Annotated in this window: 21 protein-coding genes; 17 read left to right on the plus strand and 4 right to left on the minus strand. The window is 68.8% G+C overall.

What is annotated here, in order from left to right:
* The first annotated feature begins 10 nt into the window (after window positions 1-10).
* From AACZ75_RS03235 to AACZ75_RS03255, 5 genes are all read left to right on the plus strand, one after another.
* The gene (locus AACZ75_RS03235; RefSeq protein WP_339871210.1) at window positions 11-3,634 is read left to right on the plus strand and encodes a PAS domain-containing protein; all 3,624 of its coding nucleotides are present in this window, start codon (window positions 11-13) and stop codon (window positions 3,632-3,634) included.
* Between the two features lie 119 nt (window positions 3,635-3,753).
* Entirely contained in the window at window positions 3,754-5,094 is a 1,341-nt protein-coding gene (gene fliI, locus AACZ75_RS03240) for a flagellar protein export ATPase FliI (protein WP_339871211.1), read from the plus strand.
* 13 nt (window positions 5,095-5,107) lie between these two features.
* On the plus strand, window positions 5,108-5,518 hold the full coding sequence (locus AACZ75_RS03245; protein WP_339871212.1) for a flagellar FliJ family protein: 411 nt from the start codon (window positions 5,108-5,110) through the stop codon (window positions 5,516-5,518).
* Window position 5,519: 1 nt separating this feature from the next.
* A complete protein-coding gene (locus AACZ75_RS03250; RefSeq protein ID WP_339871214.1) occupies window positions 5,520-6,584 on the plus strand; it encodes an endo-1,4-beta-xylanase in 1,065 nt (354 codons plus the stop codon).
* A gap of 81 nt (window positions 6,585-6,665) precedes the next feature.
* Window positions 6,666-7,094 (plus strand): DUF2141 domain-containing protein, encoded by a 429-nt coding sequence (locus tag AACZ75_RS03255; RefSeq protein ID WP_339871215.1) that lies wholly within the window; start codon window positions 6,666-6,668, stop codon window positions 7,092-7,094.
* Between the two features lie 76 nt (window positions 7,095-7,170).
* Here AACZ75_RS03255 and AACZ75_RS03260 read toward each other — a convergent pair whose 3' ends face one another.
* Complete coding sequence (locus AACZ75_RS03260) at window positions 7,171-7,890, minus strand: response regulator transcription factor (RefSeq protein WP_339871216.1); 720 nt, start codon at window positions 7,888-7,890, stop codon at window positions 7,171-7,173.
* A 348-nt stretch (window positions 7,891-8,238) separates the two neighbouring features.
* On the opposite strand from AACZ75_RS03260, the gene AACZ75_RS03265 reads away from it, so the two are divergent.
* Window positions 8,239-8,595: a helix-turn-helix domain-containing protein gene (locus tag AACZ75_RS03265; protein WP_339871218.1), complete on the plus strand. Its 357-nt coding sequence runs from the start codon at window positions 8,239-8,241 to the stop codon at window positions 8,593-8,595.
* On the plus strand, window positions 8,592-9,326 hold the full coding sequence (locus AACZ75_RS03270) for a DUF6456 domain-containing protein (protein WP_339871219.1): 735 nt from the start codon (window positions 8,592-8,594) through the stop codon (window positions 9,324-9,326). Before AACZ75_RS03265 ends, AACZ75_RS03270 begins: the two co-directional genes overlap by 4 nt.
* On the opposite strand, the gene AACZ75_RS03275 is transcribed toward AACZ75_RS03270, so the two are convergent.
* Window positions 9,316-9,753, minus strand: coding sequence for a SufE family protein (locus AACZ75_RS03275; protein WP_339871220.1), 438 nt, complete (start codon window positions 9,751-9,753; stop codon window positions 9,316-9,318). The genes AACZ75_RS03270 and AACZ75_RS03275 overlap by 11 nt on opposite strands.
* Window positions 9,754-9,940: 187 nt before the next feature.
* On the opposite strand from AACZ75_RS03275, the gene AACZ75_RS03280 reads away from it, so the two are divergent.
* Window positions 9,941-11,659, plus strand: a complete 1,719-nt coding sequence (locus AACZ75_RS03280; protein WP_339871221.1) for a HAMP domain-containing sensor histidine kinase — start codon at window positions 9,941-9,943, stop codon at window positions 11,657-11,659.
* Window positions 11,660-11,676: 17 nt separating this feature from the next.
* Here the strand turns inward: AACZ75_RS03280 and AACZ75_RS03285 are convergent, their stop codons facing one another.
* Complete coding sequence (locus AACZ75_RS03285) at window positions 11,677-12,516, minus strand: hypothetical protein (RefSeq protein ID WP_339871222.1); 840 nt, start codon at window positions 12,514-12,516, stop codon at window positions 11,677-11,679.
* A 95-nt stretch (window positions 12,517-12,611) separates the two neighbouring features.
* Between AACZ75_RS03285 and AACZ75_RS03290 the strand changes: the two genes are divergently transcribed.
* The 5 genes from AACZ75_RS03290 (at window position 12,612) to AACZ75_RS03310 (ending at window position 18,198) form a co-directional block, all read left to right on the plus strand.
* Window positions 12,612-12,947 carry a DUF1491 family protein gene (locus AACZ75_RS03290; protein ID WP_339871223.1) on the plus strand — a complete coding sequence of 112 codons (336 nt, stop codon included), beginning with the start codon at window positions 12,612-12,614 and terminating at the stop codon, window positions 12,945-12,947.
* Between the two features lie 119 nt (window positions 12,948-13,066).
* Complete coding sequence (locus tag AACZ75_RS03295) at window positions 13,067-13,447, plus strand: hypothetical protein (protein ID WP_339871224.1); 381 nt, start codon at window positions 13,067-13,069, stop codon at window positions 13,445-13,447.
* 74 nt (window positions 13,448-13,521) lie between these two features.
* Window positions 13,522-15,090, plus strand: a complete 1,569-nt coding sequence (locus tag AACZ75_RS03300; RefSeq protein ID WP_339871225.1) for a DUF1570 domain-containing protein — start codon at window positions 13,522-13,524, stop codon at window positions 15,088-15,090.
* An 84-nt stretch (window positions 15,091-15,174) separates the two neighbouring features.
* Entirely contained in the window at window positions 15,175-16,809 is a 1,635-nt protein-coding gene (locus AACZ75_RS03305) for a peptide chain release factor 3 (RefSeq protein ID WP_339871226.1), read from the plus strand.
* 129 nt (window positions 16,810-16,938) lie between these two features.
* On the plus strand, window positions 16,939-18,198 hold the full coding sequence (locus AACZ75_RS03310) for a hypothetical protein (RefSeq protein ID WP_339871228.1): 1,260 nt from the start codon (window positions 16,939-16,941) through the stop codon (window positions 18,196-18,198).
* 7 nt (window positions 18,199-18,205) lie between these two features.
* Here the strand turns inward: AACZ75_RS03310 and cysQ are convergent, their stop codons facing one another.
* Window positions 18,206-18,994 carry a 3'(2'),5'-bisphosphate nucleotidase CysQ gene (gene cysQ / locus AACZ75_RS03315; RefSeq protein WP_339871229.1) on the minus strand — a complete coding sequence of 263 codons (789 nt, stop codon included), beginning with the start codon at window positions 18,992-18,994 and terminating at the stop codon, window positions 18,206-18,208.
* Window positions 18,995-19,085: 91 nt separating this feature from the next.
* On the opposite strand from cysQ, the gene AACZ75_RS03320 reads away from it, so the two are divergent.
* The 4 genes from AACZ75_RS03320 (at window position 19,086) to AACZ75_RS03335 (ending at window position 23,000) form a co-directional block, all read left to right on the plus strand.
* A complete protein-coding gene (locus AACZ75_RS03320) occupies window positions 19,086-19,745 on the plus strand; it encodes a histidine phosphotransferase family protein (RefSeq protein ID WP_339871230.1) in 660 nt (219 codons plus the stop codon).
* A gap of 109 nt (window positions 19,746-19,854) precedes the next feature.
* On the plus strand, window positions 19,855-20,226 hold the full coding sequence (locus tag AACZ75_RS03325; protein WP_339871232.1) for a response regulator: 372 nt from the start codon (window positions 19,855-19,857) through the stop codon (window positions 20,224-20,226).
* 4 nt (window positions 20,227-20,230) lie between these two features.
* A complete protein-coding gene (locus AACZ75_RS03330) occupies window positions 20,231-21,046 on the plus strand; it encodes a protein-glutamate O-methyltransferase CheR (RefSeq protein ID WP_339871233.1) in 816 nt (271 codons plus the stop codon).
* Window positions 21,047-21,107: 61 nt separating this feature from the next.
* Window positions 21,108-23,000: a M20/M25/M40 family metallo-hydrolase gene (locus AACZ75_RS03335; protein ID WP_339871235.1), complete on the plus strand. Its 1,893-nt coding sequence runs from the start codon at window positions 21,108-21,110 to the stop codon at window positions 22,998-23,000.
* The last annotated feature ends 7 nt before the right edge of the window (window positions 23,001-23,007 follow it).

A 23,007-nucleotide genomic window follows, 5' to 3' on the forward strand; every position in this document is an offset into this window, starting at 1 on the left:
GGTCAGGCTTTTGAAGGATACGTCAAGCAGGACGGCCGACGGGTATTCAGCGGCCGCCACCGACGCACAGGCGGGCTGTGGCGGACTGAAAGCGACGGGACGGATCGCGGATCTGATCCGAACCCGGGACTGGTCGGAGTCGCCGCTGGGACCACCCGGGCACTGGCCGGCGTCGCTGAATACGGTCGTCGAACTGATGCTGGCGTCGCAATTTCCCATGTTCGTCGCCTGGGGCGACGACCTGGGATTTCTGTACAACGACGCCTATGCGCCCATCCTCGGCAAGAAGCATCCGACCGCACTGGGTGCCCCGTTCGCGGAAATCTGGTCTGAAATCTGGTCCGACATCGTCCCGATGGTCGAGGCTGCGATGGACGGCAAGTCCACCTATTTCGAGGACCTGCCGCTGGTCATGAACCGCAAGGGGCATGACGAGCAGACCTGGTTCACCTTCTCCTACTCCCCGGTCCGCGACGAGGGCGGCGCGGTGGCGGGAATGTTCTGTGCCTGCACCGAGACCACCGACCGCATCCTGGCCGACCGGCGGGTCGCTGCGGAAGAGGCCCGGCATCGCGCCATGCTGCAGCAGATGCCGGGCTTCGCCGCGGTGCTGTCCGGACCGGACCACGTCTACGAATACATCAACGACGCCTATGTCGATATTTCCGGCCCGCGCGAGTTCATCGGCCGATCCGTGCGGGAGGTGTTTCCGGAACTGGAGGGGCAGGGCTTTTTCGAACTGCTCGATCAGGTCTACGCCAGCGGCGATCAACACATCGCCAGAAACCTGTCGGTCCGGCTGGATCGGGAGGATGGCGACCGCACCATCGACTTTGTCTACGAACCGATCCGCGACGCCGACGGCAAGGTGTCGGGGATTTTCGTGGGCGGATACGACTCCACCGAGGTTTCGCTGGCCTCGCGCGCGCTTCAGGAAAATCAGGCGCGGCTGAATCAGGCGCTGGACGCGGCCAACCTGGGCGCGTTTGTCTGGTTTCCGGACCGCGATCTGGCGGAAGCCGACGCGCGGATGATGGCCATGTTCGGACTGCCGGCCGATGGACGGCTGACACTGCAGACGGCGCTCGCGCAAAGCATCCACCCCGAGGACGGGCCTGCCTATGCCGAAGCGGTCGGCCGGGCGCTCGACCCGTCGGGTGATCACCGGCTGAACCACGACATCCGCGTCCTTCAGCCGGACGGGTCGATGCGCTGGTTGACGATCACCGGGCAGGTGCAGTTCGAGGGCGACACGCCGGTCCGGATGGCCGGCACGGCCCAGGACGTCACCGCCCTGCGTGACAGCGAGAGCCGGTACCGGACGCTGTTCCAGACGATCGACGAGGGGTTCGCGCTGATCGAATTCGTCGATGGTCCGCACGGTCCGCTGAGCGACTATATGCATGTCGAAGCCAACCCGGCGGCGGCCCAGCATGTCGGCCTGGATTCGGTTGAAGGCCACACCATTCGCGAACTGGCCGGAGAAGAGGCGCAGCCCTGGATCGATCTGTATGGCGACGTGCTGCGCACGGGAAAGTCGATCCGCCTTGAGAAGGAGTTCCAGCCGACCGGTCGTTTCCTGGAACTGGCGGCCTTTCGCATCGAACCGGCCAGCCGCAGACAGGTCGCGGTCCTCTTCAAGGATCTGACCGAGCGCCGGCGCGCCGAGCGTGCCCTGCGCGAGAGCGAGGCCCACTTCCGTGCCTTCGCCCAGGCGGTTCCGAACCAGGTCTGGGCCAGCCGCCCGGACGGGTATCTGTATTGGTTCAATGAGCAGGTCTACCTCTACACCGGCGCGACCGAGGGCACGCTGGACGGGACGGATGGCTGGGGCGCGATCGTCCATCCCGATGACCTCCCGGGCGCGGCGGAAAGCTGGGGCCGGTCGTTGCGAAGCGGCCAGTCCTACCGGACGGAGTTCCGCATCCGCCGCGCCGACGGGGAATGGCGTCGTTTTGTCGTTCATGCCGAGCCGGTGCGCGACGACACGGGTGCCATCACCCGCTGGGTCGGGGCCAACATCGACATCGAGGACATCCGCCGGCAAGGCGAGGAGCTGGAGCGGGTCAACGACATCCTGTCGAACCTGCTGACCGGTGCCACGGCCGAGCGGGACCAGCTGTGGACCCTGTCCACCGACATGCTGGCGCGGGCCGACTATGAAGGCGGCCTGTCGGCGGTGAATCCGGCGTGGACCGAAGTCCTGGGCCGGACCGAACAGGAACTGCTGACCAGCCCCTATGCCGACATCATCAACCCGGAGGATATCGAGGCTACCGTGGCGGCGTTGACGGCGATGCGAGAGACCGGACGACCAACCCGCTTCCAGAACCGGGTCCTGTCCAGGGCGGGAGTCTGGACGCCGATCGACTGGACCGTGGCCCCCGAGCCCGACGGCAAGAATTTCATCGCCGTCGGCCGCGACCTGACCGAGGACAAGGCGCGCGAACAGCAGCTGATGCAGGCGCAGGCGGCGCTGCGCCAGTCGCAGAAGATGGAGGCGGTCGGCCAGCTTACCGGTGGGATTGCCCATGATTTCAACAACCTGCTGGCCGGAATCAGCGGCAGCCTCGAACTGCTCGAAAAACGCATCGGCGAAGGTCGCCTGAACGGCGTCGACCGCTACATCACCGCCGCCCAGGGGGCGGCCCAGCGAGCCGCCGCCCTGACCCAGCGTCTGCTGGCCTTCTCGCGCCGCCAGACACTCGACCCGAAGGCAATCGACGTGAACCGCCTGATTGCGGGCATGGAGGATTTGATCCGTCGCAGCGCCGGCCCCAATGTGGAGGTCGAGTTTGCCGGGGCCAGCGACCTCTGGGCCACGCGCATGGATCCGTCCCAACTCGAAAACGCCCTGCTGAACCTGTGCATCAACAGCCGCGACGCCATGCTGCCCGACGGGGGTCACCTGACCATCGCGACCACCCACGCGACGCTGGATGACCGCGCCGCGCGGGAACACGACCTGCCCGCCGGTCAGTACGTCTGTCTGAGCGTCACGGACACCGGCACGGGCATGACGCCCGAGGTCATCTCCCAGGCCTTCGATCCGTTCTTCACGACCAAGCCGCTGGGCCAGGGTACCGGCCTGGGCCTGTCGATGATTCACGGCTTTGTGCGGCAATCCGGCGGGCAGGTTCGTCTCCAGTCCGAGATCGGCAGCGGCACGACCATTAGCCTGTACCTGCCCCGGTTCATGGGCGAGGTTGACGAAGACACCGCGGCCCGCGGCCCGCTCTCGGGTATCCAGGGCAACGGTGAGACCGTCCTGGTAATCGATGATGAGCCGACGGTGCGGATGCTCATCGTCGAGGTTCTTGAAGACGCGGGCTATCGCGCCCTGCAGGCCGGCGACGGACCCGCGGGACTGGCCCTGCTGCAGTCGAGCCCGCAGGTCGACCTGCTGATCACCGACGTGGGGCTGCCCGGCGGCATGAACGGTCGTCAGGTCGCCGATGCCGCGCGCGAAACACGACCCGACCTCAAGATCCTTTTCGTGACCGGATACGCCGAGAACGCTGCGGTCGGGAACGGACTGCTCGACGACGGCATGGAGGTCCTGACCAAGCCGTTCGTGATGACCGAACTGGGTGAGAAAATCCGGGACATGATCGAGCAGCCCCGGGAAGGCTGAGCCAGCCGGACGCGGTCGCCATGGTTTCATCGAGGCGGCCGGCCGGCGCGCGGGCGGAGTTCATTCGCCATTAACCACGATGGCGCAAACGTTAACGGGCTGATCCGGGGTCTGTGTTCTTGCGTAATCTCGTCGCCGCCATCGAAGCGATCGACCCGCTGGTCGTGACCGGCAAGGTCGCGGGCGTCAGCGGCCTGCTGATCGAATCCCGGGGCGGGCTTTCGCGTCTCGCCGTCGGGGCCCGGGCCGAGATCGGGCGACGCGGACAGGCCCCCCTGCCCGCCGAGGTCGTCGGCTTCCGCGATTCCAAGGCCCTGCTGATGCCGTTTGGCCCGGTCGAGGGCGTGGCCCCCGGTGCGGACATCTACATTACCAACCAGGCTGCGTCGGTCCGCCCGACCACGGCCTGGCTGGGCCGGATCATCGACGCCTTCGGCACCCCGATCGACGGGAACGGCCCCCTGCCGGTCGGTTCCGCCGCCTATCCTTTGCGGGCCCCGCCACCGCCGGCCCATTCGCGTGGCCGGGTCGGAGAGCGGATCGACCTCGGCGTCCGGGCCATGGACGTCTTCACCACCACCTGCCGCGGCCAGCGGCTCGGCATCTTCGCCGGCTCGGGTGTCGGCAAGTCTGTGCTGCTGTCGATGCTGGCGCGTCAGGCCAGTTGCGATGTCGTCGTCGTCGGCCTGATCGGCGAGCGGGGCCGTGAGGTGCGCGAATTCATCGAGGAGACTCTCGGCGAAGAGGGTCTGCGCCGCGCCATCGTCGTCGTCGCCACCTCGGACGAGCCGGCCCTGAAGCGTCGCCAGGCTGCCTATATGACCATGGCCATTGCCGAATTCCTGCGCGACCAGGACCTCGAGGTCCTGTGCCTGATGGACTCGGTCACCCGCTTCGCCATGGCCCAGCGCGAGATCGGCCTGGCCGCAGGCGAGCCGCCGACCACCAAGGGCTATACGCCGACGGTCTTTTCCGAACTGCCCAAGCTGCTGGAGCGCGCCGGCCCCGGCCCGATCCGGCCGGACGGCACCACCGCCGCCCCGATCACCGCCATGTTCACCGTGCTGGTGGACGGTGGCGACCATGACGAGCCGATCGCCGATGCCGTACGCGGGATTCTCGACGGCCACATCGTCATGGACCGCAAGATCGCCGAGCGCGGCCGCTTCCCGGCCATCGACGTGCTCAAATCGGTCAGCCGGACCCTGCCGGCCTGCCAGACCCCGCCCGAGCGCGAACTCAACAAGCGCGCCCGCCAGTGCCTGAGCGCCTACGCCAATATGGAAGAGCTGATCCGCATCGGAGCCTATCGCACCGGGGCCGATCCGATCGTCGACCGCGCCATCGCCCTCAACCCCGACCTCGAGGCGTTTCTCGGTCAGGACAAGGACGAAACGACACGAATGTCGGATTCCTTTGACCGTCTGGAAACTATTCTGAACCAAGGAATGGTTGAGTGACCGGAGTAAACCAATGACTGCCTGGGCCCATTCGCTGATCCGTATCTCGAACTATGAGGTCGAGACCCTGCAAAAACGGCTGGCCGAGATCACGGCCCGACGCGCGTCCGCAGAGATGCGCATCGCGGTCCTGGACGCGGAAGTCGAGATCGAGCGGGAGCAGTCGCGTGGCGACGCCGACGCCGCCATGTTGCTGCAGGCCTATCTCAGCGGCTGGAAGATGCGCCGTAGCGCCGCCCTCACCGAGGTCCAGACGCTCGACCTCGAAGAGGAAGGCGCGCGCGACGCCCTGACCGGCGCGTTCGAGGAACTGAAGAAGTTCGAACACGTCGCCGAAACCACCCGGCTGAACGCCATCGTCGCGGCCGGCAAACGGGAAACGGCCGCCTTTGACGAACTGGGCCTGAGGCGGCGCGCGGGCTGACATGAACCGGCGGGCGCTGCTGACATCGCTGGCGCTGGCCCCGGTGATCGCCGGCTGTCGCCGCGCCGCCGTCGCCGGCCCGCAACCGGCCCGCCTTCCCCCGCTCAAGACCATCACCCCCGGGGCCTTCGGCACCTGCGTCCAGCTCGCCAACCTGACCGATCCCGGCTGGCTGGATCTGGCCCGCACCCATGTCTCCCAGCTCACACCCGAGTGGGAGATGAAGATGGAATACATCCTGGCCGACGGCCCGGATCGCCTCCGTCTGGATCGGTCCGACCGCATCGCCCGCTTCGCCGCCGACAACGGCATGGCCCTGCACGGCCACACCCTGATCTGGTACGCCCAGGGACAGGACGTCTTTTCCGGCCTCGACAATGCCGCCTTCGACCGCGCCTTCGACGGCTATATCGCCACGGTCGCCGGCCGCTACCGCGGCAAGGTGAGAAGCTGGGACGTGGTCAATGAGCCGATCCTCGACGACGGGTCCGGCCTGCGCGACTGCCACTGGAGTCGGCGGTACGGTCAGGACGGCTATATTCGTCGCGCCTTCGACCAGGCCCGGATCGCCGACCCCGACGCCGTCCTGTTCCTGAACGAATACAATCTCGAAGGCGTCCCGGCCAAGGGTACCCAGTTCCTGCGCCTGGTCGAACGCCTGCTGAAATCCGGCTGCCCGCTGCAGGGCCTCGGCACCCAGTCTCACCTCTGGATCGACATACCCGACGGCCAGATCGCGGCCTTCATGCACGAGTTGGCCCAGTTCGGATTGCCCATCCATGTCTCGGAACTGGATGTGAGCCTGCGCACAGACAGTCCTCTGGACCTGCGGGGCCTTCAGGAGCGCCTGTCGCGTCAGACCGCCCGGGTCGCCGAACTGGCCGCGGCCTATATGCGTCTGCCGGCCGCGCAGCGCTTTGGCTTCACCACCTGGGGCCTGCGCGACACCGACAGCTGGTACCGGCGTGGCGACAAGGACGACGGCAAGGACAGACCGCTACCCTTCGATGCCACCGGCCGGCCCAACCCGATGGCCGGGGCCCTGGCTGCGGCCTTCCAACGCTAGTTGGCACGGCCCGACGTTCAGGCTTGACACCGATCAACTTCATTTTATAAAGTACTTCATAGAAACAAATGGAGCTGTCCGATGATCCGCCTCTCTCTCGCCTGCCTCGCCCTTTGCGTCGCCGCTGCCCCGGCCCTGGCGGCCGATGTCACCGTCACCCTCAAGGGCGTTGAAGCCCGCGGCGGGGAAGTGTCCGGCGTCCTCAACACCGCCGGCACCTTCATGCGCGGTGCGGACTATATCGCCAGGGCTCCCGGCGACGCTCCGGGCGATATCGTCCTGACCTTCCGGGACGTGGCCCCGGGCGAGTATGCGCTGATGGTCATGCATGACGCCAACGGCAACGGCCGGTTCGACATGGGTCCGACCGGCATGCCGGATGAAGGCTTCGCCTTCTCCAACAAGGGCCTCCCCCTGATGGGCATGCCGACCTTCGAAGGTCTGAAATTCACCGTCGGCACCGACGGCGTGACCCTGGTCGAGCCGATGACCTATATGTCGCCGCGCTAGATCCACGCCGCCGCCACAGCAAAACGCCCGCCGGAGGGATCCGACGGGCGTTTTGTGTCTTGTCTGGTCTACCGGATCAGGCGGCTTCGCTGGCCGGGTTCGGGGCGGGAGCGCTGTTTTCCGACGGGTCGCGCAGCACATAGCCGCGGCCCCAGACGGTCTCGATGTAGTGTTTGCCGCCGGCGGCCGTCGCCAGCTTCTTGCGCAGCTTGCAGATGAACACGTCGATGATCTTGAGCTCGGGCTCGTCCATGCCGCCGTACAGGTGGTTCAGGAACATTTCCTTGGTCAGGGTCGTACCCTTGCGGAGCGAGAGCAGCTCCAGCATCTGGTATTCCTTGCCGGTCAGATGGACGCGGTGACCGTGCACCTCGACCGTCTTGCCATCCAGGTTCACGGCGATCTCGCCGGTGTGGATGATGGCCTGGGCGTGGCCCTTGGAGCGACGGACCACGGCATGGGTGCGCGCGATCAGCTCGTCCTTGTGGAAGGGCTTGGTCATATAGTCGTCGGCACCGCCGCCAAAGGTCTTGACCTTGGTCTCGATCTCGCTCGAGCCCGACAGGATCATCACCGGCGTGTTGACCTTGCCGACGCGCAGCTGGCGCAGAACCTCGAGGCCGTTCATGTCGGGGAGATTGAGGTCAAGCAGGATCAGATCGTAATCGTAGATCTTGCCCAGATCGATGCCCTCTTCGCCGAGGTCCGTCGTGTAGACGTTGAACCCTTCGGACTTGAGCATCAGTTCGATGCTCTGGGCCGTTGCGTGATCGTCTTCGATAAGCAGAACGCGCATTCGTGCCCCTCCAGGCAAAGCTTGATAATGGTTCAGGCACCCGCAGTTGCGGTAACCTTGTTCGGGAGTTAACCGGCCAAAACCTTAAGAAGGGTTAACAACACCCCATTGAGGCGAATCGTAGGCTGATTTGCGAATCGCCGTCGAGGCCCGCGAGTCAAGGGAACGAAGTTTTTTCGCCGACCCCGCGCCATCAGGGCCCGGTGGCCGTTGAGAGACCGGATACCGCCCGCCTCACCGTCCCAACGGCCTGCGACCGTAGATGGCGTGATATAGGACTATATTCCCACCCGTGAGCGAAACCCGTCCAACCGGACGGGTTCAACCCCTCGTATGGGAGAGCAGGCGGTGACGGAAGACTACCGGGTGCCGGTCGCGGAAGGCGACCGGATCAGGGCGGCCCTGGCGATCCAGCTGATCGCCACGGCGACCGGCGTGCCGGCCGAGCGGATAACCGCGCGGCGACACCGGGGCAGTCGCGCCTGCCGGGCCCGCTGGCTGGCCCTCTATCTGGCCCACATCGCGTTCGGCTGGCCGCTGGAGCGGGTCGGCCACGCCTTCGGCCTCAACCGGGCCACGGTGTCCGCGGCCTGCCGATGGGTCGAGGACGAGCGCGACCGGCCGGCTCTCGATGGCTGGCTCGACCGGCTGGAAGCCTGCGCCCGTGACATCTGCGATGCCCCGACCTGCGAGTTGCCCACGTGACCGGGCGGCTGGAGCGGGCCCGGCAACTGCTGGTCCGGGGCGGGGCCTGGCTGGATGTCGAGGGCGACGGGTACGCCCTGCGCCTCGGACCGGACCGGCGGGCCCGCGTCACCCTGCGGCTGGACGAAACCGGCTTTCGCGCCCTGGTCGCCGCGCCCGGCCTGCGCCTGCGTCACGGCGGCGGCTGGTGCGCGCGTCAGGTCGCCGAACCGGCCGCGGGGCCCGCGCCGGGCCGGCCCGGCTGGATCGAGGGCGAGCGGACGGTGATGCAGGCGGACGGCCGACTGATCCGACACCGGGCCAACCTGGGCGAATCCGCCCTCGCCTGGCTGGCGCGCCGCAAGGACCCGTCGGGTCGCCCATGGCTGTCCCCGGCCGAATTCGCTGCGGGCGAACGCCTGCGCGCCGAGGCCGAGCGGGCCCTGCGCGGCCCGTCCCTGACGATGCGCTGGGACGCCCTGCCCCGCGCCGGCGGCGGCAGCGCGGCCCGCGCCGAACCCTCCGATCACGCCCTTGCCGCCGGGTACCGGGTCGAGGCGGCCCTCCAGGCCTGCGGACCCCGGTTGCGCGGGATGCTCGAGCGGGTCTGCGTGCGTGGTCTGGGTCTGCAATGCGCAGAGGCCGAACTCGGCCTGCGCCGCCGTCAGGGCCGCACCCTGCTGAAGGACGGCCTGCAGGCTCTGGCCGCCCACTACGGGCTCGACCGCCCGGTCGCGCCGGTCAGCCGCTAGCGGTCGCGGCCAGGGCCGCCGCGCGGATGCGGCCGACCATGTTGTTCAGGCCGTTGGCCCGCTGCGGCGTCAGCGCCTGGGGCAGGCCCAGCCGATCCAGCGCCGCGCGGGCGTCAAAGGCCAGGATCTGATCCGGCGTCCGTCCCGAATACAGCTGCAGCAACAGGGCGATGTTGCCCTTGGACAGGGCGCTGTCGGAGTCGGCGAAGAACACCAGACGTCCGTCCGCCTGCCGCTGGCTCAGCCACACCTGGGCGGCGCAGCCCGGCACCTTGTTGGCCTCGATCCGGTCGCGCTCCGGCAGGGGGGCCAGATCCTTGCCGAGGTCGATGACATAGCCGATCCGTCCCTCCCAGTCGCCGAGCAGGTCGAACGACTCGACCAGTTCGGCCAGGGTTTCCTCGATCGTGGGACTGAAGTCGGTCATCGTCGCCAGATAGGCCGCGCGCCGATTAACGACAACCTTGCGAGTGGTCCCCAGACAATTACGATCGTGCACGGTCGACAGTCGCCTGTAACGGGAGCGGCCTTTAGCTGACTCGCCGGGAGGGCTAGTCTGGCCGGACCGTGCCTCCACCGAGCGGCACCCGCCGCCCCTCAATCCCGGACCCCGCTTGACACCTCCCGACCATCAAGACGGACCGCCCCGCGCTCCCTCGGTCGCGAGGGACCTGCCGGCCCTGGCCGCATGGCATGCCGCCTGGGCTGTGGCCGCGGCGCTTCTGGCGCTCGGCGGGCGCTGGTTCGGGGGGCTGGACGGCCCGGCCTTCTACGCCGTGGTGGTCATGGTCATACCCGGAATCGCCGGCCTTGGCCTGCTGGCCCGCGACGGCGAGCGCGAGCGATTCGCGGGTCTCGCGGTCTGGAGCCTCGCCAGCATCGTCGCCGCGGCCCTGTCAGGGGGGCTGGCCGGCGCCGTCGCCGGCTTCATCTTCATGCCCCTGGCCGTCGGCCTGGCCCTGGGTGGCCAGAAGCGGGCCCGGGCCGGCCTGATCGGCGTCGGTCTCGCCGCCGGGATCGGCGCAATCTCGGCCCGGTTCGGCGGCCCGTGGACACCCGACCCCCTGGTCGCCGCCATCTCGGCGGTGATGGTGGCCGCCGCCGCCGGTCTCGGGCTGCGCCTGTCGTGGCGAACCGCCGAAGCGCGTCTGATCGCGGCTGAAACGGCCGTGGCCCGGGTCGAGGCCCTGCTGTCCCGCCAACCCGGCCTGACCCTGGTGCTGGAGCCGTCCGGTCGCGTACTGGCGGCCTATGGCGCGCCGCCGCCCGCCCTGCCGGTCGATCCCCTGTTTGCCCAGGGACTGATCGCCGCTGTCCACGCGCCGGACCGCCCGACCGTGCTGGCCGCGATCGACAACGCCCTGGCCGGGACCGAAACCACCATCCGGTTTGCGCCGCGTCTGGCCCTGGACCGGCGCGTAACCCTGATCCTGCGCCGGTTTGACGACCCCGCAACCGGCCCCGCCGAGGCGGTGCCCCGCCTGATCGTCCAGGCCTTCGACGCCACCAATCAATATGCCCGGGAACTGGGACTCGAGGCGGCTCGCAACGAGGCCGAGAGTCAGAATGCCGGCAAGAGCCGCTTCCTCGCCAACATGAGCCACGAACTGCGCACGCCGCTGAACGCCGTGATCGGCTTCTCCGACATCATGCGCCAGCGCCTGTTCGGCCCCCTGCCCGACAAATACGCCGAGTATGCCGACTCCATCCATGAGGCCGGTGGCCACCTGCTCGACCTGATCAACGACGTGTTGGACGTGTCCAAGATCGAGGCTCACCGCTATCCGCTGTCGGTCGAGCGGTTCGACGCCCGCGAGGTGGTCTCGGCCGGGATCGCCCTCGTGCGACTGTCGGCCAATGACAAGGGCGTCGAACTGGCCGGGGTCCTGTCGGACGAGCCGGTCGAGGTCGCGGCCGATCGCCGGGCGCTCAAGCAGATCATGCTCAACCTGCTGTCGAACGCGATCAAATTCACGCCCGCCGACGGCTCGGTAACGGTCACGCTCGAGGCGATCGGCCCCTATCTCGAAATCATCGTCTCGGACACCGGCGTCGGCGTGGCCCCCGCCGACCTGAAGCGGCTGGGTCGTCCGTTCGAGCAGGCCGGCGATGCCGACCAGCGTGCCCAGGGCACGGGCCTCGGCCTGTCGCTCGTCCGGGCCCTGGCCGAGCTGCACGGTGGCCGGATGACGATCGACAGTACCCTGGGCGAAGGCACGGCGGTGACGGTCCGTCTGCCGGTCGTCGTCTCCGGTCGTGCGCCGGTGCCGCCCGGCGGGGCGGAGATCATCAGCCTCGCGGCCGTCGAGCCGACCCGCTCCGTCGATGCCTGATCAATCCGGCATGGGGTTCAGGCGGCCAGTCCGCCCAGCGGCCCCAGCGACAGGAAGGCCCGGCCGGCCGCGAAATCGCCCGCCTCAAAGGTGGCCAGGGCGACGCTGTCGTCGCGGAACAGGAACTCGATGGCGAAGGCCTCGCGCGGGTCCAGCTGCTCCAGCGCCTGGGCGGCTTCGCCCGGAAAGCGCCAGGCTTCACCGGCCGATTTTCCGGTGACCAGCAGGGCCGGATCGGCATCGCCAAAGGACACGGCCCAGAACCCGCGACGGACGGACGTCGGCGGCAGGTCGGACGCGCCGCCCAGCCAGGCCCGGGGCGAACGCCCGGGGTCGCGCATCACGATCCGGGCCGCATAGGGCCGGGGGCGACCGACGAATGACACCACGGCCGTCAGCCGGTTGCCGACCTCGCCGGCGGTGTAGCCCAGGGTCACGGGCGAGGCCCCGGTCACCGAGGCCTGGGTCAGGATCCAGCTCGCCCCCGCCGCCGGAAGACGATTGGCGATCCAGCTGGCGCGCACGCCGGGAAACTCCATCCGCGGCATCCGGGCCCAGCCCGCAAACGCATGCTCGACCCTCTGCCGGACGGTCGCCAGCTGCGGATCGGCGCACGACACGCTTCGCGCGCGGCTCAGGGCGCGGTCGGCGGCGGCCCGAACCTCGGCCTCGCTCGTACCCGCCCGCAGGGCGGCGCTCCGGGCCTGCTGGGTCGCCGCGGACAGGGCCGCGACCACATCCGGCCGGAACAGGTCGCAACGGGCGTCGGCGGCCAGCACAAAGCTGCGCTCATAGTAGGGGGCCGTCGGCTGCGCCGAGGCGGTGCCCGGTACCACGACGAGCGCGATCGCCAGCATTGCGGCTTTGGCGGTTGGGTGGTGAAAGCCTATCGTCATGTGACCGACCCTATGCCCAACGCGTTCCGGTCTGGTTTCCGAGCAGGGTTATCAAATTGCTTCTGTCGAGCGACCTCTGGGTCTCCGCCCTGATCCGCCGCGCCGAACTGGGCGGGGCCTTCGCCACGGTCGTCCGCCGCGGCGACGAGCGCGCGGGCACGGTCGTGGTCAAGGCCTTCGATACCCGCACCCGACGCGCGCGCCTGTATACGGAAGCGTTCGGACCTGACGGCGACCGCCTCTGGATCCAGCCGGTAACCAGCGAGGCCGAGTCCGAACTGGACGCCTATATCCAGCGCCAGGTCGCCCGGGACAGCGACCTCTGGGTGGTCGAGATCGAGGATCGCGACGGCCGCCACTTCATCACCGAGACAGTCGCTGACCAGACATGAATGACCGGTCGCCTTGGTCGTAAAGACTTAACCGCGTTCGTGAACCGGGCTGCAAGTGGTCCACGCCTAGGGTCGGCTCAACGGATGGAAACACGTCCGGTGTTGGTGAGTTTGCCCCTATGCTGTTTCTACTGAACGACGCTGTCTTCGACCTCGACGACACCTGCCCGGTCACGGCCCGGGACGCGCGTCGCTTCGAGAAGCTGGGACTGGATTACGTCCTGGAGCTCGGCTGCGAACTGTTCTCCGAAGACCCGCTTCTGCACCGCAACGATCCCGTCCGGGCCCGCCGCCTGGCCTGGATGATTGCCGACCGCAGCCCCGAGGTGAACGCCGCCATGTTCGCCGCCCCCGCGCAGAACTGCGCGCCGGAGCTGGTCGAACCGCGCTTCTGCGCCCTGCCCAGGGCCATCCTGCGCCAGCTCAGCCAGCGCGATGCCCGCGGCAAACTCGACGCCGTCGCCGCCGACCGCGTCGTCTGGAACCGCATGGCGGCGTAATTTCAAAATGCTGGATGGAATCACCATCCATGACGTGACAACCTGCAACCCAGAAGTGTTCCGGGGGCGCGTTCATGTCGGTTCTGCACCGAAGCCTGATGTGTCTTGCCGCGGCCGTGGCCCTGACCCTGTCAGGTGGATCGCCGGCCCTTGCGGAATGGCACCGGGCCGAAAGTCCCAAATTCATCGTCTATTCGAACGGTCGCGAATCCGCCCTGCGCGAGTACGTTCAGAAGCTTGAGACCTACGACTACATCCTGCGGATAAGGCTTGGCCTGCCGGCCGATGCGTTGCCGGACCGCAAATTCCCCATCTACCTCGTCAACGGGCGACGCGATTTGCTGACGGTCCATCCCGCCAGCAACCGGAATTCCGCAGGGACCTACTGGGCGACCGAAGAGGATATCTTCGCCATCGCGATCCGGGGGGACGGCGACGACTATCTGCTCCATGAGTACGCCCATCATTTCATGCACCAGAACTCGCACGCGGTGTATCCGGGCTGGCTGAGCGAGGGCTTTGCCGAATATTTCATGACCGCGGACATCCAGTCCGATCACGTGGTCATCGGCGGCTTCAATGAAAACCGCCTGTACTGGCTCCAGACCTCCCGCTGGATTCCACTGGATGAGCTGCTCTCCAAACGCCCCAATGAGGTTCGACGCGGCAGCTATCAGGAAACCTATTATCCCGTCGCCTGGCTGCTGACCCACTGGCTGATGGGATCGGTCGAGAACCGCGCCGTACTGGCCGCCTACCTTGCCGATATCGCCGAGGGCGGCGATCCGGTCGAGGCCATGGAGCGGGCGAGCGGTCAGACTCCCGCCGAGCTGACACAGACCCTGAAGAACTACCTCAACGGGCGCGTGCCGATGACGCGGTACAGACAGGCGTTTGCCCGGCCCAACATCACGATCACCGAACTGCCGCGCTCCGCAGACGATCTTCTGCTGTTGGGCCAGCGGCTGAAAATCGGGGTCGAGGCGGATGAGCGGGCCGGCACCGCCGAAGATGTCCGCCGGGCGGCGGCGAAATATCCGGATGACAGCTTCGCCCAGCTGCAGCTGGGTCACGCCGAACTGCATTTCGGAGAGAGCGAGGCCGGCGAAGCGATCCTGGCCCGCCTGCTGGAACGCGAGCCTGACAACGTCGAGGCGCTCCACCTGCTGGCCGCCAACGAGCAGCGCCAGGCCCGCGACACCGACGACGATCCGTTGCCCTACCAGAATGCCGCCCGCCGCTATCTGGGTCGCGCCTTCCGGGCGGACGAAACCAGCTATCTGACCTACATCATGCTGGGCCGGATGCAGGCCTACGACTGGGACGGCCCGTCGGAAAACGACGTCGCCACCTGGCAACTCGCCTTCCAGCTCGCGCCCCAGCTGGCCCAGACCCGGCTGGGTTACGCCCAGGTGCTGCTCATGTCGGGCGAGCCCGCCCGGGCCGAGGCCCTGCTGGGACCGCTGGCCAACGCGCCCCACGGCGGGGGGGCCGCCGAGTCGGCCCAGCGTATGCTTGAACGGATCCGCGCCGGTGACACGATCCTGGACGCGGTCGAAATCGAAGCCATCAACCAGGCGGCTGCGGAAGACCCGGGACCGGAGCCGGACGGGGACGAGCCACCCAGCGACGACGAATCCTGAGCCGATGCTGACGGGATGACCGGATCTGCCGGCCGACGCCGGCGAGAGTGACTTCTGTCGTCTGACGCGCTACCTCCCGCCGCCATGTCGAAACTCACGCTCGCCGAGGAGGCCGGCCGTCGCCGGACCTTCGCCATCATCGCCCACCCCGATGCGGGCAAGACCACCCTGACCGAGCATATCCTGCTGGCGGGCGGGGCCATCCGTGCCGCCGGGGCCGTGCGGGCGCGCGGCGAGAACCGGCGCACCCAGTCCGACTGGATGAAGATCGAGAAGGAGCGCGGCATCTCCGTCTCGGCCTCGGTCATGACGTTCGAGCACGACGGCAAGATGTTCAACCTGCTCGACACGCCCGGGCACGAGGACTTTTCCGAAGACACCTACCGCACCCTGACCGCCGCCGACTGCGCCATCATGGTGCTGGACGCCGCCAAGGGTATCGAGCCCCAGACGCTGAAGCTGTTCGAGGTCTGCCGCCTGCGCGACATCCCGATCATTACCTTCATCAACAAGCTGGACCGCGAGGCCCAGGACCCGATGGCCCTGCTGGACGAGATCGCCTCCAAGCTGCAGCTCGATCCCGCCCCGATCTGGTGGCCGGCCCAGAGCGGCAACCGTCTGCGCGGCATGGTCGAGATGGGCACGGGCCGGTTCCAGCCCTATGCCCGCAAGGTGCCGGGCGCTGTGGTCGACGAACCCCATCCCGATGCCCTGCCCCTGGCCGAGGCCGCGCGGTATTTCGAGGACGGCGAACATCAGGAGATGCTGGATGCGGCCGAACTGGTCACCGGCGGCTATCCGGCCTTTGATCGCCAGTCCTTCCTCGAGGGGCATATGACCCCGGTGCTGTGGGGCTCGGCCCTGCGCCATTTCGGCATCGACGAGCTGCTGGCCGCGATCGGCGACTGGGCTCCGCCGCCCAAGACGATGAAGGCGCGCAAATACGGGGCCCTGGCCGGAGCCCGCAACGCCCCCGAGCCGGTCGACGTCGTCGTCGAGCCGGGCGCGGCCGAGGTCACCGGCTTCGTCTTCAAGGTCCAGGCCAATATGGACCCCAACCACCGTGACCGTATCGCCATGTTCCGCATGGCCTCGGGCAGGTTCCAGCGCGGCATGAAGCTTAAGGTGCAGAACACCGCCAAACAGCTGTCGGTCAACGCCCCCATCATGTTCTTCGCCTCGGACCGCGAACTGGCCGAGGACGCCTATGCCGGCGACGTCATCGGCATCCCCAACCACGGCGTGCTGCGCGTCGGTGACAGCCTGTCGGAGAGCGGTCTGATCCGCTTCGCCGGCCTGCCGAACTTCGCCCCCGAGATCCTGCAGCGTGTACGGGTCAAGGATCCCCTCAAGGCCAAACACCTGCGCAAGGCCCTGGACGGCCTGGCCGAGGAAGGGGTGACCCAGCTGTTCCGCCCCGAGATGGGCGCGGACTTCATCGTCGGGGCCGTCGGCCAGCTGCAGTTCGAGGTCATGGCCGACCGGCTGGGCGAGGAATACGGCCTCGACGTCGTCTTCGAACCCTCGCCCTGGGCCGAGGCCCGCTGGATCGGCGGGACCGGGGCCGACCTGGAGGACTTCATGGGCAAGTACCGCGGCCAGATGGCCCGCGACATCGACGACGATCCCGTCTTCCTGGCCAAGTCGAGCTGGGAGACCGGCTATGTCGCTGAACGATTCCCCAATGTCGCCTTCACGAAGACGAAGGAACGGGGCTGAATCCGGCCCGACGGCTCGAACCCGGCCTGTTCGAATTGCCGCCGGGCCGTCGAACCTCGGGGGCGGCCCCGCGTTTGCTCTGTAGGGTTCGGGACCGTTTCAGCCGTCCCGAAGCGAGACGACGGAGCGATGGGCCGCATGTTCGAGTTCGGCAGGGATCTGAGAAAGCTCTTCGCCCAGGCGCGTGAAAGCGACGATCTGGGCTGGGTCGAACTGATCGGCGCGGATCTGGTGCGCGCCGAGGCCCGGCAGCAGTCGATCGACGCCGGCCGGGTGTCGTGCTCCCATCCCTTCGAGGCGGGCCTGCGGGCTTCCGCCCTGTGGCGCGAGCACGCCCGGCGCACGGGTTTCGGCGACAGTCTCGAGCGCGCCCACAAGGCCGCGGGCGAGGCGGTTCGCACCGCCATCGGCGTCGACCAGGACGCGCAGGCGGCAATCGAGACGGCCCATGTGCTGATGCTCGAATTCGATCTGTGCGGCGGCCTGGCCGGACTGGACCGCGCGGTCGCCGCCATTGACGCCCTCGGCCGGGTAAACCGTCCGGAGACCGCACGGGCTGCGGCCGTCATCCATGCCCGGCTGAAGGCGCGGCAGGCGCGCCTGTCCACCGACACCACGGCCCTGCTGGATGCCGCCGCCCTGCTCGATGCCGCCCTGCATGACCTCAGGCCCGCCACCGGACCGGTTGCCGACGAGGTGCGCCTCGACCGGGCGGCCCTCGCCCTCGAGGCCGGAGTCGCCCGGTGCGACGCCCGCCTACTGGACCAGGCCGGCCGCGACCTGCGCGATCTGGTCGAAGAGGCCACTCCCGAATACCGTCCCCTTACGCGGGCTCGCGCCCTGTCGCTGTGCGGGGCGGGAATGAAGCTTCTGGCCGCCATGGCCGGCAACGCCGCCGTCATGCGCCAGGGCCAGGCCATGTTCGAAGCCGCCGCCGACCAGTTTACCGTCGATCACAGCCCGCTGGACTGGGTCGCGATCCAGATCGTGCAGGCGGACGACCGCTCGCCCCTGATCGCCCTGGCCCAGGCCCAGGCGCTGTCCGAAGGCGGCGGCCTGATCCTCGGTGCCCTCGCGCGGGAAGCCCGCTTCGCCCGCGAGACCCTCGCGGCCGAGGCGGCGGGCGACCTCAAGACGCTGTCAGACCTGCGCACTCGTCTGTGCGGTCGCCTCGGCGACAGCGCCGGTCGCCCTTCGCCACTGGACTGGGCCGCCGACCAGATCGCCATCGCCCGGGTCAATCTCGCGCTCAGTCGCCTGACCGGGCGCGACGTCGTCGGTCTGGACATGTCCCTGGTCGAGGCAGCCGCCACGGCCCGTGAAATGGGCGTGACCGTCCTGGCGGCCCGGGCCGAGACCCTGATCGCCGCCCGCGCCGTCCGGGTCTGACCTCGCGTCAGCCACCCAGGGCGACAAACGGCCCGTTGCGAAACCCGGGCTTGCCGTAACGCAACGGCAGGCCATCGCCGCCCAGAACCCGACCGCCCGCAGCCTCCAGCACCGCCTGCCCGGCCGCCGTGTCCCATTCCGAGGTCGGGCCGGTCCGGGGGTAGGCGTCGAACCGGCCCTCGGCGAGCAGACAGAATTTCAGCGATGAATCCATGCCCTGCCATTGCGCGCAGCCGTGCCTGGCTGCCAGTCGCCCGGCCTCGTCATCGGTCATGCTGTGGCTCAGCAGCGCCGTCGGCGCGGACGGCCGGTCACGGACCCGCACTGTCTGCCACGGCTCGCCGAAGCGTCGGCGCAGGACGCCCGCCTTCTCGCCCGCGGCCGCGACCCAGGTCGTCGCCATGGCCGGGGCCACCACCACACCGGCAACCGGGGCACCGTCGTGGATCAGGGCGATGTTGACGGTGAAGCTCTCGCGACCCTCGACGAAGCCGCGGGTGCCGTCCAGCGGATCGATCAGCCAGAACCAGGCCTCGGCCCGCTCCGGCGCGCCGTCGACCGCCACGGCCTCCTCGGCCACAGTCTGAATCCCGGGATACAGCGCCGCCAGCCGGGTCAGGATCAGGGCCTCCGCCGCACGGTCAGCCTCGGTCACCGGGCTGGCGTCGGCCTTGGTCTCGACGGCCGTGTCCATGCGCCAGTGGGGCAGAATCAGGCGGGCCGCGTCCTCGGCGATGTCGGCGATCGCCTCGGCCAGGGCACCGGACGCGAGGTCGGCTTGCAGGGTTTTGGTCATGGGCGGCCTCGATAGCCGATCCGGCCGGTTTCACGAACCCGCAAATCACTGCAGCCTGTGCGCACGCTTCTCTTGCTGGTGCAGAATACCGATGACCGTGAACGACACTGCCGCTGACCTTCCCGTCGATGGCCAGGAACTGGCCACCTATGTCGCGGCCAAGCTGTGCCATGACTTCATCAGCCCGGCGGGGGCGATCGCTTCCGGCCTCGACCTGTTGGCCGACCCCTCGGCCCAGGACATGCGCGACGACGCCATGGGCCTGATCGCCCAGAGCGCAAAGAAGCTGGTCAATCTCGTCCATTTCGCCCGGGTTGCCTTCGGGGCGGCCACCACCAGCGAGCGCTTCTCCGAACCGGAACTGCACCGGCTGGTCGCCGGCATGATCGAGGGGGGACGGGCGACCATGGACTGGCAGATCGCTGACGGCGACTTCGGCAAGCCGGCGGCCCGGGCCCTGGTCAACCTGGCCTATCTGACCGTCGGGGCCCTGCCCTCGGGCGGTGTGGCCACGATCACGGTCCGGCGCGAGGGCGAGGTGGTCATCATGGACGGCGTCGCCGTCGGGACCCGCGCCCGCCTCAAGCCCGAGGCCACCACCGGCCTCGCCGGTGACCGGCTCAGTGAAGGACTGGCGGGTCAGTGGATCCAGCCCTACTGGCTGTGGCTGACGGTCACAGGGGCCGGCGGCAGCCTTTCCACCGAGCTCGAGGAAGGCCGGGTCCGCCTGCACGCCCGAATGCCCGTCTGACGGACATGGCAAAGAGAGCTTAACGGGCTTTCCCAACACCTCGTTAACCGCCCATCGGCGATCATGCCGCCGAACCGCGGGTGCCTGTCTCGCCATATGGAAACCAGCCTTGCCCCTCAAGACCTGCCTCATCGTCGATGACAGCCGGATCATCCGCAAGGTGGCCCGCCGGATCGTCGAGGGCCTCGGCTTCGAGGTCGACGAGGCCGCTGACGGATCCGAGGCGCTGGCCTTCTGCAACAGCATCATGCCGGATGTGGTCCTGCTGGACTGGAGCATGCCGGTGATGGACGGCCTGACCTTCCTGCGCCGCCTGCGCGCCATGAGCGGCGGCGCTGCGCCCAAGGTGCTGTTCTGCACCATCGAGACCCGCCCGGCCCGGATCGCCGAAGCCCTGTCCGCCGGGGCCGACGACTATGTGATGAAACCGTTCGACGGCGAGATCCTCCAGTCCAAATTCGCCGAGGTGGGGGCCGTTTGAACCGATGACATCGGACGATTTCGAACGCCTGCAATCCCTGATGGCCTCCCGGGCCGGCTTCCGGCTGTCCCGTGACCGGTTGCATCTGGCCGAGCATCGCCTCGGGCCGGTCGCCCGGCGCGAGGGCTTCAACTCCGTCGACATCATGCTGGCCGCCCTGTGGGAGAAGCCGGTGGCTTCGCTCGGCTGGTCTGTGATCGAGGCCCTGCTCAACGCAGAGACCTGGTTCCGGCGCGACCGCATTACCTTCGACATCTTTGCCGACGAACTGCTTCCCGCCCTGGTCAAGGCCCGCCCCGGCGGTCGTGTGCGGCTGTGGTCGGCCGGCTGCGCCAGCGGTCAGGAGCCCTATTCGCTCGCGATGACCGCCCTCGAGGCCGGGGTCTCGGTCGAGATCGCCGCCACCGACCTGTCGCAGAAGGCGCTCGAGAAGGCCCGGAGTGGTGCCTACACCGGCTTTGAGATCCAGCGGGGCCTGCGCGCCCACACCATGCTGCGCTGGTTCGAACCGCGCGACGAAGCCTGGGTCGCCCGCCCCGAACTGCGCGACGCCGTCCAGTTCTCCCGCGTCAACCTGCTGGACGAACCGGTCGGCGAGACGCGGTTCGACGTGATCTTCTGCCGCCACGTCCTGACCGATATCGAACCCGCCCGGCGGGCCCAGGTCATCGACGGCCTCGAACGCCGGCTCGTCGACGACGGCTGCCTGTTCCTCGGGCCGGACGAAACCCTCGACGGTGACACCCTCGCCTTCCGTCCGGTTCACGGCCGCAAGGGCCTGTTCGTCAAGTCCCCGGCCAGTCTGCGCCGCGCCGCCTGACGGCCTTGAACTAACGGGACGGTTGCGCCCTACTGCGACCCAGCGATCGGGAGGGACCACCATGCGCCTAGTCTGGCTATCCGGCTCACTGGCCCTCGCCCTTCTGCTTGCCGTCATCACCCTGCAGACGCCGCGTCCGGCGGGCGCGGATACGGTCGCCACGGACTTTTCCACGGCCCGGGCCATGGTCGATGTGCGCGAGATCGCCCAGCGGCCCCACCCGCTCGGCTCGGCCGACCACACCCGGGTGCGGGGCTATCTGTTCGAACGCATGACCGCCCTGGGACTGTCGCCCGCCCCGTATGCCGGGCCACTGTCTCCCGAATCGATTCGCCGGTCCGAACGTCAGGGGCAGGATCCGGCCGGCGTCGGTTACAGCGCCGTCAATCTGGTCGGGATCCTGCCCGGTCGCGATCCGGCCGCGCCGGCCGTTCTGGTCATGGCCCACTACGATACCGTGCCCGGGTCGCCGGGGGCCGCCGACGACAGCGCCGGGGTCGCCGCGGTGCTCGAGGCGGTCCGCGCCATCCGCGCCCGGGGCGGCGCGGAGCGGTCCCTGGTGGTCCTGTTCACCGACGCCGAGGAACTGGGTCTGGACGGGGCGCGGGTCTTCTTCGGCGGCCATCCCCTGCGCGACCGCATCGGCGCGGTCGTCAACCTCGAGGCACGAGGCGGTGGTGGCCGGGCCATGATGTTCGAGACCGGACCGGGCAATGCCCAGACCGTCGCCCTGTTCGCCCGGGCCGCCGGTCGCGCCACCGGCGGTCCGGCCAGCAGTTCGCTGGGCGTGTTCGTCTACGAACGGATGCCGAACGGCACCGACTTCACCATCCCGCGCGCCCGCGGCATTCCCGGCGTCAATTTCGCCTTCATCGGGCGGCCTGAGCAGTATCACGCCGCTGCCTCGGTGCCGGACGCCCTCGATCCGGGCAGCGTCCAGCATATCGGCTCCCAGGCGCTCGAAACGGTCGATGCCCTGCTGCGCGCCCCGACCCTGCCGGTCGCCGGAGGAAACGCCGTCTATTCGGACATCCTCGGCGGGTTCGTGCTGATGCACATGCCGGCCACCGGCTGGCTGTTGCTGCTCCTGACCGCCGGACTCGGCGGCCTCGCCGCGTGGCGTGTCGGTCGTCGCAGCGTGTTGAGTCCGGCCGACATCGGACGGGGCGCACTCGACGGCCTGTGGTTCCTGACCACGGCCGCCGTCCTGGCCCAGGCCGTGCGCCTGCTCGCCGGTCCGATGACCGCCCGGGCCGCGTCGGCCGACGTCTATTACACCCTGCTGGCCCGACTGCCGTGGATGGAGGCCGCCACGGCCCTGGCCGTCCTCGCCGTCGCCCTGCTGCTTCTGGCCGGCCGCGATCGCATTGACCGGCGCGCGGGCGCGGCCGTGATCGGGGTGGCCACGGTCGCGACCCTGGCCGTCGGCGGTTTCAATGTCGTGATCCTGGTGCTGGCCCTGCTGTCCCTCGGCCTCACCCTGGCCCCCGGCCTGGCCTCGCGCACGGTCTGGGGCGGCTGGCTGGGCCTGATCGCCCTGACCTTCGGCCTCGGCCTGGTCGTCCAGACCGTCGCCCCGGAAGCCGCCCTGATCTTCGTCTGGCCCGGCCTGCTGGCGGCCGTCGCGGCGGCGATCACCGCCGTCTCCGGCCCCGGGCTCGACCGACCCGCCGGACTGGCCCCGTCAGCCGTGGCCGGCGTTGTCGGTGGAGCCTGGCTGTTCGGCATGGCCCATTTCGTCTTCCTCGGCGTCGGCATCGACCTGCCGGCGGCCATGGCCCTGATCGGCCTGCTGGTGCTGATGCTGGTCCGCCCCCTGGCCCCCGCCGCGGGGATGGTCCGGGTCGTGCTGATCGGGGCCGCGGCCTGCCTGCTGGTCGCCGGCGGCCTGTCGGCCGCGGCCCGCTGGGCCGAGCCGACGGCCGTGACCAGCCCGCCCGCCGCCACCGGCTGACGCGGGC

The sequence above is a fragment of the uncultured Brevundimonas sp. genome (assembly GCF_963975535.1).
GTDB lineage: Bacteria > Pseudomonadota > Alphaproteobacteria > Caulobacterales > Caulobacteraceae > Brevundimonas.

Bases quoted from the DNA above. Each gene is read 5' to 3' on its own strand.
- AACZ75_RS03245 (WP_339871212.1), top strand. From the start codon at position 5,108: ATGACTGCCTGGGCCCATTCGCTGATCCGTATCTCGAACTATGAGGTC.
- AACZ75_RS03250 (WP_339871214.1), top strand. From the start codon at position 5,520: ATGAACCGGCGGGCGCTGCTGACATCGCTGGCGCTGGCCCCGGTGATC.
- AACZ75_RS03255 (WP_339871215.1), top strand. From the start codon at position 6,666: ATGATCCGCCTCTCTCTCGCCTGCCTCGCCCTTTGCGTCGCCGCTGCC.
- AACZ75_RS03260 (WP_339871216.1), bottom strand. From the start codon at position 7,890: ATGCGCGTTCTGCTTATCGAAGACGATCACGCAACGGCCCAGAGCATC.
- AACZ75_RS03275 (WP_339871220.1), bottom strand. From the start codon at position 9,753: ATGACCGACTTCAGTCCCACGATCGAGGAAACCCTGGCCGAACTGGTC.
- AACZ75_RS03285 (WP_339871222.1), bottom strand. From the start codon at position 12,516: ATGCTGGCGATCGCGCTCGTCGTGGTACCGGGCACCGCCTCGGCGCAG.
- AACZ75_RS03295 (WP_339871224.1), top strand. From the start codon at position 13,067: ATGCTGTTTCTACTGAACGACGCTGTCTTCGACCTCGACGACACCTGC.
- AACZ75_RS03300 (WP_339871225.1), top strand. From the start codon at position 13,522: ATGTCGGTTCTGCACCGAAGCCTGATGTGTCTTGCCGCGGCCGTGGCC.
- AACZ75_RS03305 (WP_339871226.1), top strand. From the start codon at position 15,175: ATGTCGAAACTCACGCTCGCCGAGGAGGCCGGCCGTCGCCGGACCTTC.
- AACZ75_RS03310 (WP_339871228.1), top strand. From the start codon at position 16,939: ATGGGCCGCATGTTCGAGTTCGGCAGGGATCTGAGAAAGCTCTTCGCC.
- cysQ (WP_339871229.1), bottom strand. From the start codon at position 18,994: ATGACCAAAACCCTGCAAGCCGACCTCGCGTCCGGTGCCCTGGCCGAG.
- AACZ75_RS03320 (WP_339871230.1), top strand. From the start codon at position 19,086: ATGACCGTGAACGACACTGCCGCTGACCTTCCCGTCGATGGCCAGGAA.
- AACZ75_RS03330 (WP_339871233.1), top strand. From the start codon at position 20,231: ATGACATCGGACGATTTCGAACGCCTGCAATCCCTGATGGCCTCCCGG.
- AACZ75_RS03335 (WP_339871235.1), top strand. From the start codon at position 21,108: ATGCGCCTAGTCTGGCTATCCGGCTCACTGGCCCTCGCCCTTCTGCTT.